This window comes from Shewanella sp. NKUCC01_JLK, from assembly GCF_019345615.1.
Lineage (GTDB): Bacteria > Pseudomonadota > Gammaproteobacteria > Enterobacterales > Shewanellaceae > Shewanella > Shewanella oncorhynchi.
Map to the genome: position 1 here is coordinate 231,164 of NZ_JAHKRD010000006.1, position 14,869 is coordinate 246,032.

Annotated in this window: 11 protein-coding genes; 9 read left to right on the forward strand and 2 right to left on the reverse strand. The window is 46.7% G+C overall.

Annotated features, from left to right (window positions below; translation table 11 throughout):
- Positions 1 to 2: 2 nt before the first annotated feature.
- The gene (gene pomA, locus KO537_RS08715; RefSeq protein ID WP_173497062.1) at positions 3 to 770 is read right to left on the reverse strand and encodes a flagellar motor protein PomA; all 768 of its coding nucleotides are present in this window, start codon (positions 768 to 770) and stop codon (positions 3 to 5) included.
- 314 nt (positions 771 to 1,084) lie between these two features.
- Here pomA and xseB point away from each other — a divergent pair, with 314 nt between their 5' ends.
- Genes xseB through dxs form a run of 3 tightly spaced genes read left to right on the forward strand, consistent with a single transcriptional unit; the run spans position 1,085 to position 4,098 of the window.
- Positions 1,085 to 1,324, forward strand: coding sequence for an exodeoxyribonuclease VII small subunit (gene xseB, locus KO537_RS08720; protein ID WP_006080884.1), 240 nt, complete (start codon positions 1,085 to 1,087; stop codon positions 1,322 to 1,324).
- A 2-nt stretch (positions 1,325 to 1,326) separates the two neighbouring features.
- Positions 1,327 to 2,208, forward strand: a complete 882-nt coding sequence (gene ispA, locus KO537_RS08725) for a (2E,6E)-farnesyl diphosphate synthase (protein WP_219234261.1) — start codon at positions 1,327 to 1,329, stop codon at positions 2,206 to 2,208.
- A 21-nt stretch (positions 2,209 to 2,229) separates the two neighbouring features.
- A complete protein-coding gene (gene dxs / locus KO537_RS08730) occupies positions 2,230 to 4,098 on the forward strand; it encodes a 1-deoxy-D-xylulose-5-phosphate synthase (protein WP_219234262.1) in 1,869 nt (622 codons plus the stop codon).
- 127 nt (positions 4,099 to 4,225) lie between these two features.
- On the opposite strand, the gene grpE is transcribed toward dxs, so the two are convergent.
- Positions 4,226 to 4,846, reverse strand: coding sequence for a nucleotide exchange factor GrpE (gene grpE, locus KO537_RS08735; RefSeq protein WP_028760692.1), 621 nt, complete (start codon positions 4,844 to 4,846; stop codon positions 4,226 to 4,228).
- Between the two features lie 100 nt (positions 4,847 to 4,946).
- Between grpE and nadK the strand changes: the two genes are divergently transcribed.
- The 6 genes from nadK (at position 4,947) to KO537_RS08765 (ending at position 14,398) form a co-directional block, all read left to right on the forward strand.
- On the forward strand, positions 4,947 to 5,825 hold the full coding sequence (gene nadK, locus KO537_RS08740; RefSeq protein ID WP_081729057.1) for an NAD(+) kinase: 879 nt from the start codon (positions 4,947 to 4,949) through the stop codon (positions 5,823 to 5,825).
- A 1,016-nt stretch (positions 5,826 to 6,841) separates the two neighbouring features.
- Positions 6,842 to 8,485, forward strand: coding sequence for an L-lactate permease (locus KO537_RS08745; RefSeq protein WP_049821741.1), 1,644 nt, complete (start codon positions 6,842 to 6,844; stop codon positions 8,483 to 8,485).
- A gap of 77 nt (positions 8,486 to 8,562) precedes the next feature.
- Entirely contained in the window at positions 8,563 to 11,367 is a 2,805-nt protein-coding gene (locus KO537_RS08750; protein WP_219234263.1) for an FAD-binding and (Fe-S)-binding domain-containing protein, read from the forward strand.
- 311 nt (positions 11,368 to 11,678) lie between these two features.
- Complete coding sequence (locus KO537_RS08755; RefSeq protein WP_113941022.1) at positions 11,679 to 12,422, forward strand: (Fe-S)-binding protein; 744 nt, start codon at positions 11,679 to 11,681, stop codon at positions 12,420 to 12,422.
- Between the two features lie 10 nt (positions 12,423 to 12,432).
- Positions 12,433 to 13,827, forward strand: coding sequence for a lactate utilization protein B (locus KO537_RS08760; RefSeq protein WP_168823309.1), 1,395 nt, complete (start codon positions 12,433 to 12,435; stop codon positions 13,825 to 13,827).
- Position 13,828: 1 nt separating this feature from the next.
- Positions 13,829 to 14,398: an LUD domain-containing protein gene (locus tag KO537_RS08765; protein ID WP_028760696.1), complete on the forward strand. Its 570-nt coding sequence runs from the start codon at positions 13,829 to 13,831 to the stop codon at positions 14,396 to 14,398.
- The last annotated feature ends 471 nt before the right edge of the window (positions 14,399 to 14,869 follow it).

Here is a 14,869-nt window from a genome sequence, read left to right on the forward strand (position 1 = left end):
GGCTACTCTCCGTCCGTTGTATCGATTTTACGATTTTTTTCAGCAAGATAGTTTTTCAAAAAGCCTTCAATCACCCGCGGGTTTTGTCCATCTTGAATCGCCAATACCGCATCCATAATAAGGTTACGATTGAGCATTTCCTCCCCCATCCTAAGCGTTAGCTTATCCGCGATAGGAAGACAAACCATGTTAGCAACCATAGCGCCGTATAATGTGGTTAACAACGCAACCGCCATCGAAGGACCAATAGATTTAGGATCCGCCATATTTGATAACATGGCCACGAGACCAACGAGTGTACCTATCATCCCCATCGCTGGCCCAACATCGCCAAAGGCTCTAAATATGCCAATCCCCGTACGATGACGTTCTTCCGTTAGAGCGATGTCCTTCTCTAGAGCTGCACGCACTACTTCACCATCATGACCATCGACTAACATATCGACAGCCTTTTGCATAAAAGTATTGCTAATTTGCGCTTCTTCTAATGCCAAAAACCCCCCTTTACGGGCAGCATCCGCCATAGTCACGGACTGTTCAATCAAGTCTTCTGGTTTATCAATCTTAAATACAAAAGCTTTCAAAGCAATTTTAACAGCGCTTAAAAACTGTTTAAGAGTGAACTTCATCATTACCACGAAGAAGGACCCACCGAACACAATCAGGATCGAGGGCACATCAACGAAAATCATCAAGCCGCCACTGGTCACCATAGCGCCGAGAATAAAACCAAAGGCTCCCACAATTCCGATTATTGTTGCTAAATCCACAACGGCTCCTCAATTTTCGTAATAAACGACATAATACTTACTCTGGGTAAGCAAGAACACTCAGTTATTCTACCGAATAAGATAATCCCACCGACACACATACGAGCCTTGTTTATCCAGTTAAAAATTACCATACAAATGATGATACTATTGTCAGTTATCGGACACACACTAAGCAAGTTTAGCGACAATTTATATTTTCTGGAAAAATTTCAGTAACAAAGCGTGCTATTGAGCAAATATCTTTAGTCTGAATTTGACCCTTACGCCGCCCTGATATACCTTGTGTCCGCTAAATCAAAGGAAACCTGAACGTGGCGAAGAAACCCGAAAATCTTAGTTTTGAAGAATCCCTTGGCGAACTTGAACGCATCGTTGCCGATCTAGAACAAGGCGATATCTCCCTCGATGACGCGTTAAAACAATTTGAACGTGGCATCAATCTCGTTCGAAATAGCCAAGCAAAACTCGAACAAGCCCAACAAAAAGTGGCCATTTTACTGAAACAAGATGAAAATGCGCCCCTATCCCCCTATGCCGTTGAGGGCGAATAAGCGTGTTAGTCAGTACCATTCAAGAATATCAACAACGAGTTGATAATCAATTAAAACAGCGTTTTAGTACGCTTGAAGATACCGCTCCCCAATTAAAAGCCGCCATGACTTACGGTGCCTTATTGGGAGGTAAGCGCATTCGACCGTTCCTCGTATACAGTGTAGGACGCATGTTTGGGGTCGAACTCGAAAAGTTAGATGCTTGCGCCGCAGCTATTGAATGTATCCATGCTTATTCATTAATCCACGACGATTTACCCGCCATGGACGATGACGAGCTCCGCCGTGGCCAGCCGACAGTGCATATCGCCTTTGATGAAGCAACGGCCATTTTAGCGGGGGATGCTCTGCAAACCTTAGCCTTTGAAATTGTCACCGAAGCCGTACCAGGGATCAGCAGCGAACAACATATTGCTATGGTAAGAGTATTGGCCAAAGCCTCAGGTTATCGTGGTATGTGTGGAGGCCAAGCGATAGACTTAGCCTCGACCGATAAGCATATTGATCTTAAAGCGTTAACTCAGCTACATAATATGAAAACTGGCGCCCTTATCAGCTGCGCCGTTGAGTTAGCTTTAATCGCCGCAAACGCGCCAAAAGATCAGTATGCTGCTATGATGGATTTTGCTCGTGCGGTCGGACTCGCCTTCCAAGTACAAGACGATATCCTTGACATCGTAGCCACCACCGAAGAGCTAGGTAAACCGCAAGGCTCTGATACTGAATCGAATAAGAGTACGTTTCCACAACTACTTGGACTACAAGGTGCACAAGACACCGCCAAACAACTGATCCAAGAGGCACTATCAGCGCTGGCTAAATTGCCATACAATAGCCAGTTAATTGCAGACTTCGCCCGCTATATCATTGAGCGAAGAATATAATAAGAGTCGAAGTATCTCGCTATGAGTTTGGACATTTCTCAGTTTCCCGTGTTGGCGCAGGCCAGCACCCCCAATGAGCTCCGCCAGCTTCCTCAGGCACTTTTACCACAAGTAGCCGATGAACTGCGCGAGTTCCTTCTTAAGTCTGTTGGCATGTCCAGCGGACATTTTGCCTCTGGGCTCGGCACAGTAGAACTCACTGTGGCACTGCACTATGTCTACAATACCCCCTTTGATCGACTGATCTGGGACGTAGGCCATCAAGCCTATCCCCATAAAATTCTCACGGGTCGACGTGACAAGATGCACACCATTCGGCAAAAAGATGGCTTACATCCTTTCCCATGGCGTGAAGAAAGTGAATACGACACTTTCAGCGTTGGCCATTCAGGCACGTCGATTAGCGCCGCGCTGGCGATGGCGATAGCTGCAGAAAAAGAACAAGCAGGTCGTAAAGTTGTCGCTGTCATCGGCGATGGCGCTATGACCGGCGGCATGGTGTTTGAAGCCATGAACCACGCGGGCGACTTGCACAATGACATGCTCGTGGTACTGAACGACAACGAAATGTCGATTTCAGAAAATGTCGGCGCCCTCAACAATCATTTAGCACAACTGATGTCAGGCCGTTTCTACACCACACTGCGCGAAGGCGGCAAAAAAGTGTTAAAAGGTATGCCAGTCATCAAAGAAATGGCCAAGCGCACTGAGGAACACCTCAAAGGTATGGTCGTTCCTGGCACTCTATTTGAAGAGTTAGGTTTCAACTACATAGGTCCTATCGATGGCCATGATGTAGACGCTCTGGTCGAGACCATGCGCAATATGCGTAATCTGAAAGGTCCACAGGTGCTGCACATCATGACCAAAAAAGGTCGTGGTTATGAACCTGCTGAAAAAGATCCTATCGGTTGGCATGCTGTGCCTAAGTTTGACCCATCACTCTTTAAAAAGCCGGCCACCAAACCCGGTTTACCGACCTTTTCTCAAGTCTTCGGTAAATGGTTGTGCGACATTGCCGAACAAGATGAGAAAGTGTTAGCGATTACTCCTGCGATGCGTGAGGGTTCTGGCATGGTGGAGTTTTCCCAGCGCTTCCCGAAACAATATTTTGATGCAGCGATTGCTGAGCAGCATGCCGTCACCTTAGCGGCGGGTTTTGCCTGCGAAGGCTTCAAGCCTGTAGTCGCGATTTACTCGACTTTCCTGCAACGCGCCTATGATCAGCTTATTCACGATGTGGCACTACAACAATTGCCCGTGTTATTTGCCATTGACCGTGGCGGTATCGTCGGTGCAGATGGTCCAACCCACCAAGGTGCATTCGATTTAAGTTTTATGCGTTGTATCCCTAATATGGTGATCATGGCGCCGTCCGATGAAAACGAATGTCGTCAAATGCTCTACACTGGCTATTGCTATGATGCGGGCCCAAGTGCGGTGCGTTACCCAAGAGGCAGTGCAACGGGAGCGATGCAAGTCGAGTCCATGACTGCGTTGCCAATTGGTAAAGGTGTCATTAAGCGCATCGGTAAGCGTATTGCCATACTTAACTTTGGTACCTTGCTCGCATCGGCATTAACCGCTGCCGAAAGCTTAGATGCGACGGTTGTCGATATGCGCTTTGTGAAACCACTTGATGTTGATCTGGTAAAAGAAATGGCACTAACCCATGAAGTGTTAGTCACTGTGGAGGAAAATGCCATTATAGGCGGTGCGGGTGCCGGAGTGCTTGAACAGCTTCAAAAGCTAAAAATGCCTAAAGCCGTACTCCAAATTGGTTTGCCAGACGAGTTCATTAAACATGGCTCGCCAGAGGAAGTCATCCACGATTTGCAACTGGATGCCGAAGGCATACTGGCGCAAATCAATGCTTATCTAGCGCAATAGGCTGAACTTGCTTATCTCGTTAAGACGCTAAATGTTATCAATAAAAAATTCCACCCATAAAAAAAGGACTGCAATTGCAGTCCTTTTTTGTTGCTGTCTGTTATAACAGCGGCTGATCCAATAAAGCTTAAGCTTCGATATCTATCGTTGCACTTTCTTGGTTAGGGCCACCCTGTGACACCATCACCATAGCAGGGCGCAGCAAGCGACTGTTCAGCTCATAACCCTTTTGCATCACCAACATCACAGTGTTCGCAGGGAACTCGGCGCTTGGCTGCATGCCAATCGCTTGATGTTGGTCAGGGTTAAATGACTGACCTTGTGGATCAATTTGCTTAACACCAAATTTAGCCACCGCAGTGAGTAAGCTTTTTTGAGTTAACTCAACACCTTGATAAATCGCTTTAGTCGCTTCATCTTCTGGGTTTGTCCCCATTAGCGCTCGCTCCATGTTATCAAGCACAGGCAAAAGTTCATTGGCGAACTTTTCCAAGGCAAACTTGTTCGCCTTTTCCACATCCATTGCGGCACGACGACGAATGTTATCGACCTCGGCTGCGGCGCGGATGACTGAATCCTTCTGCTCTTCAACTTTCGCCAAAGCTTCAGCGAGTAACTGTTCCAGCTCTTCAATACGGAAATTGGCCTGGGTAAGCTCATCGATCAGACTTGCTTCTGCGGTAGATACTTCAGACTCTACACCCTCTTGGATCAGATCCTGTTCTGCTTTAATCGATTCGTTGCTCATTTTCACTCCAGCTAAAAATGCTTTGTTTCTGAAATACTCTGGGCATATTATGGGGATCAATTTTGACGTTTCAAGGCCTAAGGCCAGATCTAGCATAAATATGACCACAAAGTTTCATACTATCGGCCTTATCGGCAAACCTCACCACCAAGGGACCAACCAAACCTTAAAGCGTCTGCATTATTGGCTGACAATGCAGGGCTTTGAAGTCTTAGTGGAAGAGCGTGTTGCTACCGAATTAGGACCCAATATCATAGCGGTCGATTTACTAGAAATTGGCGCGCGTTGCGACTTAGCCATAGTCGTCGGTGGTGACGGTAACATGCTCGGCGCGGCAAGGGTATTAGCCCGCTTCGATTTAGGCGTGATTGGGGTTAACCGCGGCAATTTAGGCTTTTTAACCGATCTGCCGCCCGATGCCTTCGAAGAGGCGCTCGCCAAGGTACTCGATGGAGAGTTCGATACCGAGCATAGATTCTTACTCGAAGCCGAAGTCTATCGCCACGGTATGCTCAAGGCGAGCAACACCGCCGTCAACGAAGCCGTACTCCATCCGGGTAAAATTGCCCACATGATTGAGTTTGAGGTCTATATTGACGATCAGTTCATGTACAGCCAACGTGCCGACGGCATGATAGTGTCAACGCCTACCGGTTCAACGGCCTACGCCCTCTCCGCTGGCGGCGCTATTCTGACGCCTAATTTACAGGCCCTAATCTTAGTACCTATGTTCCCGCACACTTTGTCGTGCCGCCCGATTGTTGTCGATGCGTGCAGCACCATAAAAATGGTTGTGTCACCTGAAAATGGCGAAAACCTCGAAGTCAGCTGTGATGGCCACGTGCATTTAGCCGTGTTACCCGGCGATGAAATCATAGTGCGCCGCAGCTCTGAACGTTTACGGCTTATTCATCCTAAAGGACACAACTATTTCCACGTGCTGCGGACCAAATTAGGCTGGGGCAGCAAGTTGTTTTAAGTCTGTATCTTTGGGCTAAATCACCAATAAAAGAGACATATCACGTCTCTTTTTTATTTTGTAAATTTAACCTAGAAGGTTGCGATTAAAGCCTTATCTTTTCCCCTGCACAGTCTTTGGTGAACTTTTTAGCACTTCTCACAAACGACTAATATTCGCATTAATGGCGTTTAAGCATTAATGACACTAACCAGTTTGATAAAAGTTCAAACAGTATTTTTTAGTTTTGTTACTTAAAATTTCGGCTTCAATTTCACCCTGTTCTCTCAATTTCCCCTCTTAACCCATTAGAAGCGGTCACTTTTTATTTCAACTTTTCTGTTGTTCTCTCAATATACTTGAATATTTTGGCTGGCTGTTCGCTCAAATAAACTGAAATTAAATTAAACAATGGTTATAAAATTTCATATTAAAGTAAAATTCATTAAGTGATATCCATCACAATAAAATCCCACCATTCTAAAAGGTGCTCTAGATCACTATAAAAAACCATTCCAAAATGGACATATTAGGCAAATATTACAATAGCTTGATAAAAATAGAAGTAAATGAGTTAATCCAGCCACAACAATCTATGCGACCTTAATCACACCTTAAAAATGACTGAAAAAACCAATAACAGACTATTAATGAAATAAATGGATCAGTTAATTGCAATAATGACGATGAATATGAGTGATAGCTCTACTTTTAATAACCAGAAAAACAACAAATTTAATTTAATATAACCAAAGTAGATATACACCCAACAGTCTAAGTGATCATTGTCACATATAAGAAAATCCCCCGAGAGAAGCACCCCGCAGCACTGTAAATTAGCATTTCATATAACAGCCAAGATGATCTAGATCATATTAGTCAAGCTCACAATAGCGTCTAGTACACAACACAGAATGTCGAGACCGTAAGTACTTGCAGTATTAACTGCTGATTTATTGGTCTGGGAAGTCGACATGAAGGCAGATGAAAAATCCTAATATCAATAATAAGACAGACCACTTTATGAAGAGGCAAGCATGACAATACTTCAACTCCTCGCTAGCTTGACGCCAGTGCTCAGTGTAATGCTATTTCTAGTGTTACTCAGAATGCCTGCATCTAAGGCTATGCCTATCTCCATGATAATCACAGCGCTCGCCGCCGTGTTTATTTGGCAAATGGATACCACATTACTGGCGGCATCGGTCCTCGAAGGACTGCTCTCAGCCATCACACCGTTAACCATCATTTTTGGTGCCGTATTCCTACTCAATACCCTGAAATACTCAGGTGCCATGGACACTATCCGTGCTGGGTTTACTAACATCAGTGCCGATGCCCGTGTACAAGTCATCATCATCTGTTGGTTATTCGGTGCCTTTATTGAAGGTAGTGCTGGTTTTGGTACTCCCGCAGCCATTGGCGCACCACTACTGGTATTGCTTGGTGTACCACCCGTTGCCGCAGCTGTCGTGGCTTTGATTGCTGACTCGGCCTGTGTATCCTTCGGTGCGATTGGTCTACCCGTACTCTTTGGGATGGAACAGGGTCTGATCCAAGGTGGCGTGAGCATGGCGGCGGAGCAATTTGCTGCCCATGGCGGTAACTATGCTGGTTATGCGCGATATATCGTCATGCATATGATCACTATCGACTTAATCACTGGTTCATTAATTCCTCTCGTAATGGTGACCATGCTAACAGGATTCTTTGGTCGCAATAAATCCTTTAAGGAAGGCTTAGCAATTTGGAAATTTGCGATTTTCTCAGGTCTTGCCTTTACCGTCCCCGCATGGATCATCAACTACCTTGCAGGCCCAGAATTCCCTTCGGTTATCGGTTCATTGATCGGTATGGCCTTAGTGATCCCGGTTGCGCGTAAAGGCTACTTACTGCCTAAAACGCCATGGAATGATTTCGCAGAGAATGACAGTCAAGAAAGCGGAAAAGTCGAAACAACGGCTAAGTTTTCCCAAATTGCCGCTTGGACACCTTACATCATCATGGCTGCGCTTTTGGTACTGTCGCGTACAGTGGCACCGTTAAAAGCATGGTTATCAAGCTTTAACATCAGCTGGACAGGCCTAATGGGCACTGAGCTAAAAGCCAGCTTCGCCACCCTATATGCCCCTGGCGCCTTCTTTGTTGCCGTGTGTATTCTAGGTTTCTTCCTGTTCAAAATGAAAAGCCCTGCGATTCAGCAAACGGTCGGTGTTTCATGTAAGTCCATGTTGCCAACAATTATTTCATTAGGCGCATCAGTGCCTATGGTAAAAATCTTCTTAAACTCAGGCGCGAATGGTGCAGGTCTTGCCTCAATGCCCGTCGCTTTAGCGGATATGTTGGCAGGTTCCATGGGCGCAGTGTGGGCTTGGATGGCGCCTATCGTGGGGATTTTTGGTGCCTTCTTATCGGGTTCCGCCACGTTCTCAAACATGATGTTCTCCAGCCTACAATACAGCGTTGCCGACAATATTGGCATGAACCACACACTGGTATTGGCACTACAAGGTATCGGTGCAAACGCCGGTAACATGATGTGCGTAATGAACGTGGTTGCCGCTGCAACGGTAGTGGGTATGGCAGGTAGAGAATCAGAAATTATCCGTAAAACAATGCCTGTTGCCATTGGTTATGCCTTACTGGCGGGCACAATAGCTACCCTGTGGGGTGGATTCTAAGCCGTTTTATTTTATTGAATGCCCGAAGTCACTCCCAGTGACTTCGGCTTTAATCTATTAATAAAGAGAGTGATGCTATGTCGATTAACTATAAACTGGTCATCGATGATCTAAGAACGCAATTAGGTGATCATCCCGTGACGGATGATCCCGTTCGCCGTTTTGCCTGGTCCACCGATGCAAGCTACTTCAGGATAGTCCCAGAAGTGGTTGTCCATGCAGAAACCCTAGAACAGGTAAAGTTCACATTAGCCGTTGCCCGTAAGCATGATGCACCCGTCACGTTTAGGGCCGCTGGAACCAGTTTATCTGGCCAAGCTATCGGTGAAGGTATTTTGTTGATCCTAGGCCATGATGGTTTTAGAAAGATTGAAGTCAGTAGCGATGCCAAACAGATCACCTTAGGTGCTGCTGTCATTGGTTCCGACGCTAACGCCGTACTCGCGCCGCTTAACCGCAAAATTGGTCCCGATCCCGCCACCATAGGCTCCGCCAAAATTGGTGGTATTGTGGCAAACAATGCTTCGGGAATGTGCTGTGGTACTGCGCAAAACAGTTACCAAACTATCGCTTCCGCGAAACTTCTTTTTGCAGATGGTACTGAACTCGATACAGGCTGTGAAAAATCAAAAGCTGCCTTTGTTAAATCCCATGGAAAAATACTGGATGCGCTGACAGAACTGTCGCACATGACTCGCCATAACACAGTGTTAGCGGACAGAATTCGTAAAAAGTATTCCATTAAAAATACCACCGGCTACGGCATCAATTCGTTACTCGATTTTACCGACCCATTTGACATCATCAACCACTTAATGGTGGGGATGGAAGGCACCTTAGCTTTTATTAATGAAGTCACTTATCACACAGTGAATGAAGCTAAATTTAAAGCCTCAGCTATGGCCGTATTCCATAATATGGAAGATGCCGCACGAGCAATACCACTGATAAACGGTGAAAGCGTTTCTGCTGCTGAACTCCTTGATTGGCCATCAATCAAAGCAGTAACGGGCAAGCCTGGCATGCCAGATTGGTTATCAGAATTACCGGCCCTATCCGCTATTCTACTGATAGAATCCCGTGCTGATGACGACAAAACCTTAGAAAATTATACTCAAGATGTCACCGCGAAACTCGCCGGTTTTGACTTTATCCGCCCAATGGAATTTAGTACTAATCCAGCGGTTTATGACAAATACTGGGCAATGCGTAAAGGCTTGTTCCCGATTGTAGGTGGTGAGCGTCCAAAGGGAACCTCAGTTATCATCGAAGACGTGGCCTTTGAACTAGAGCACCTTGCTGCTGCGGCGCACGATATCACTGAGCTTTTCCATAAACATGGTTACCCTGAAGGCTGTATTTATGGCCATGCTCTTGCGGGGAACTTCCACTTTATCATTACCCCCACCTTCTCGACTCAAGCCGATATCGATCGTTTCCATGCCTTTATGGATGATATTGCCGACATGGTGATTAACAAGTACGACGGTTCAATGAAAGCCGAGCATGGTACTGGCCGTGCTGTCGCGCCGTTCGTCGAAAAAGAATGGGGACAAGATGCTTACACTTTAATGAAGAGCATCAAACAAGTATTTGATCCACAGGGTATTCTAAACCCAGGCGTGATTCTTAACGACGATAGCAATGTCCACGTTAAAAACATCAAGCCCTGCCCTGTGGTCGATGATTTTGTTGATAAATGTATCGAATGTGGTTTCTGTGAAAAAACCTGCCCAACATCGGCACTCAACTTCTCACCTCGTCAGCGTATTGCAACTCTGCGTGAAATTGAACGTTTAGAACAATCCGGTGATAAAGCCGCAGCAGCAGAAATGCGCGCCGCCGCTAAATACGATGTAGTTGATACCTGTGCCGCCTGCCAGCTTTGTACTATTGCTTGCCCAGTGGATAACAGCATGGGGCAACTGGTGCGTAAACTGCGCACGCCGTACATCAGCACTACTGAACAAAAAGTCTTAGATTTCCAAGCCAAACACTTTGGTGCAGTTAACCAAGTCATCAGTTCAGGTTTTGACATGCTTGGCGTGATCCACAAGATCACTGGCGACAACATTACCAGTGCCCTAATGAAAACCGGCCGTTTGATTTCAAAAGAAGTGCCTTATTGGAACCCCGATTTCCCGAAAGGCGGCAAATTGCCAAAACCATCCCCCGCTAAAGTTGGCCAAGAAACAGTGGTTTACTTCCCAGCCTGTGGCGGCAGAACCTTTGGTCCGACACCCAAAGATCCCGATAACCGCACTTTGCCTGAGGTGGTCGTCACGCTGCTGGAACGTGCAGGCTATAACGTCATCACGCCAGAAAAAACCCGCGATTTATGTTGCGGCCAGATGTGGGAATCTAAGGGCGACTTTAAAAACGCCGATGCCAAACGCCAAGAACTTATCGATGCAGTGAGCAAGATGACCAATGGTGGCAAGCTGCCAGTGATCGTCGATGCCTTGTCTTGCACCTACCGCACTTTGTCAGGTAATCCAAAAGTACAAATTATCGACTTAGTTGAGTTTATGCACGACAAGCTACTGACTAAGCTCAACATCAGCAAAAAAGTCAATGTGGCACTGCACTTAGGTTGTAGCGCACGCAAGATGAAACTTGAACCTAAGATGCAAGCAATCGCCGATGCCTGCTCTGCACAAGTGCTCAAACCTGCAGGAATTGACTGCTGCGGTTACGCGGGTGAAAAAGGCTTGTATAAGCCTGAAATCAACGCCAGCGCACTGCGTAATATTAAAAAGCTCATTCCTGTCGAGATTAAGGAAGGCTATTACGCCAACCGTATGTGCGAAGTCGGTTTGACCCAACACAGCGGCATTTCCTACCGCCACTTAGCTTATCTGCTCGAAGAGTGCAGCCGCTAATCTGGTATGACAGTAGTAAACAAACGGGGCTATTTTTAGCCCCGTTTGTTTATATAAGCGAACTATTCTCATTTATATGTCATTAAGTATTTTTTGAGAATTTCAAACCTGAATAAATACATTTTAAAACCAATGTAATCATCAAGTTAAAATATTCTCATTTTTGAAAAAATCTACAAGCTCATTTACTAAATTAGGGCTACTTATTCCGCTAAGATAGGCCTATATTTGATCAACTACCTTAGCATTAGTGTGGATATTGGGTCACACTGCAAGGCAATGTCGTTCACTAACAAGAAAGAGAAAACACAATGAAAATCGCCCTTTTCATCCCGTGTCTAGTCAATCAAATGATGCCAGAGGTCGCGATTGCCACCTTGGAATTATTAGAGAAACTCGGGCACCAAGTGATTCTACCCGCGGGTCAAACATGCTGTGGCCAGCCGATGACAAACTCGGGTTGCTTCGATGCAGCGCGCAGCACCACCCTTAAATTGCTCAACGCCTTTAAGGGAGTGGAATGCGACGCTATTGTTTGCCCTGCCGCCTCTTGCTTAGTGGCCGCCAAAGAAAACTTCCACGAGTTTGATAGCAGCCCAGAAGCACAAGCTGTGATCAACAAACTCTATGAACTGACTGAGTTTTTACACGATATCGCGCCGATCCCCGCCTTTACCAAGCCCTTCGCGCACAAAATTAGCCTGCAACTGAGTTGCCATGGCATTCGCATGTTAAGCCTTGCCACCCCAAGTGAGCAAATGGGACCAAGATTCAACAAAGTCGAAGCTGTATTGGCCAATATTGCAGGCATAGACATAGTGTATCCAGACCGCCGTGACGAATGCTGCGGCTTTGGTGGCACCTTCGCCGTCGATGAAGGCGCAGTGTCGGCTAAGATGGGGAAAGACAAGGCCCAAGCCCACGCTGCAACGGGTGCTGAATATGTGGTGGGTTTTGATCCCTCATGCCTGTTGCACCTCGATGGCATGATCCGCAGACAGCAATTGCCGATTGAAATTCGCCACATAGCGCAAGTGCTAAACGCCGCGCTCTAGGAGACTCACCATGGCTTACAATCATAATCACGGAGCTAATGGCTCCCAAGTCCATGCCCATAAAGCCGATATTTTTTGCCGCGACGAAACCCGTGTCGACTGGCATTCAAAAGCACTATGGATGCTCAGAGAAAAACGCGACCGCGCCGCGGGTAGCATCCCAGAATGGGAACAACTGCGCCAGCTTGGCTCAGAAATTAAGCTCCACACGCTAACCCATCTTGCTCAATATCTTGAAACCTTTGAACAAAACTGTATCGCCAACGGCATACAAGTCCATTGGGCGAAAGATGGCGCAGAGCACAATCGTATCGTGCATGACATTTTATCCCGCCATAAAGTCAAAAAGTTGGTGAAGTCTAAGTCTATGCTGACCGAGGAATGTCACCTCAATCCGTACTTAGAACAACGTGGCATTGAAGTCATAGACACCGACTTAGGTGAGCGGATTATTCAGCTCGCCAAAATGCCACCATCACACATAGTCGTGCCTGCTATCCATATGAAAAAGGAAGAAGTCGGCGAACTCTTCCATGAAAAACTCGGCACTAAAGCGGGGGGGTCCGATCCCTTGTATTTAACCCGCGCCGCCCGTGCCCACCTGCGTGAACAGTTCCTTAGCGCCGATGCCGCGATGACAGGCGTGAACATGGCGATTGCCGATAAAGGCGCCGTGGTGGTCTGCACGAACGAAGGCAACGCCGACATGGGTGCTAACCTGCCTAAGTTACAGTTGCATTCAATGGGGATCGATAAAGTGGTGCCCGATATCGATAGCGCAGCCGTTTTACTGCGAACACTGGCACGCAACGCCACGGGCCAACCTGTCACGACTTATAGCGCCTTTTACCGTGGCCCACAGCCCGAAGGTGAGATGCACATTATTATCGTCGACAATGGCCGCACTGAGATGCTCAAGGATAAAATCCTCGCAGAATCATTGAAGTGTATTCGTTGTGGTGGTTGCCTCAATACCTGTCCTGTGTATCGTCGCTCCGGCGGTTACAGCTACAACTACACTATCCCTGGCCCAATTGGTATCGCAGTGGGCGCTAAGATTGATGACACTAACTCGATTGCCTGGGCCTGTACCTTGTGTGGCAGCTGTACCTATATCTGCCCGACTAAAGTGCCGCTCGATAAGATTATTTTCCACCACAGACGCCTTAAGGCTGAAGCCGGAAAACTCCCCTATGGCAAAAACAGTTACATGCCATTAGTGGGTAAATTTATGGCAAGCGAAACCATGCTTAACTGCTCTATGAGTGTGGCGAGAACTGCGCTGCGCATTCTACCGGGTAGTCTGTTAAAACCCTTTAGCGGTGCATGGGGTAAATACCGTGAACTGCCCGTTGCCCCGAACTCCAGCTTCGAAGCTTGGTTTAAGAAACACAGGAGCCTATAAGATGTCTAGTAAACTTGAAATTCTCAATGCGCTCAAACTGTCGGCCTTAACAAATCATCCTATGCCAAGCATAGATGTGACGCCAAGAGTCGAAAATCTCGTCGGCCAGTTCGAGACCAACCTCAATACTGTCGCGGGTACGCTGCATAAAGAAGGTGGCATCAAAGCCCTGCAAGCCAAAGTCGATGAACTTATCGCCCAAGGGTTACAGGTTATCTCCCTTGTCGAGGGGGTCACGGCAAACCGTGAAATGCCACCCACAGCCCACGAGCTCAAAAACATAGATTATGCAGTGATCCCAGGTGACATTGGCGTTGCCGAAAACGGTGCCATTTGGGTTAACAATAAGAATCTAGGCCACAGAGTGACACCTTTTATCTGTGAAAACCTGATCTTAGCCCTGCCAACGAATAAGATTGTGCCGACCCTACATCAGGCAGCTAAAGAAATCACGTTAGCCTCAGGTGAGTTCGGGGTGTTTATCGCTGGTCCATCAAAAACCGCCGATATCGAACAAGCCCTCGTCGTCGGCGCCCACGGCGCCTGCAGCTTGAACGTGTATTTGCTCTAATGCCTCGAGATTTAATGTAACCAAGAAAATTCAAAGGTTATGGAATAATCGAAACACAAAAGCCGCCTTCATTAGCGGCTTTCTTATTGAGACTTCGCTGAATAATATTTGATTTGTAGGCTGATAAACCACTAACACAGCTTACCAATTAACGTTTATTGACTAACAGTTTACAGGCTTGCCATGGCATTTACTCGCCGACTCTGTGAATAGAAACCTAGGGTTTTAAGCTTATGAACGAGAGCCATGGTCGTTCTCATGCATCCCTGCATTGCACGACATTCAGGCGTCCTGCCTATCAGATGGCGAACTGGCAGTTAAACACGGATGTTGTTCAAGTCAATCCGTGGATGCAGGGCCCTGTAGGATCCCCTCATAATTCATAACCCCAACAACCATGAGTTAATGAGAGTTCAGTTAGTTTCTTCGCAGCACAAAGCAAATTATCTGCTGATATGGGGTAATCATGCC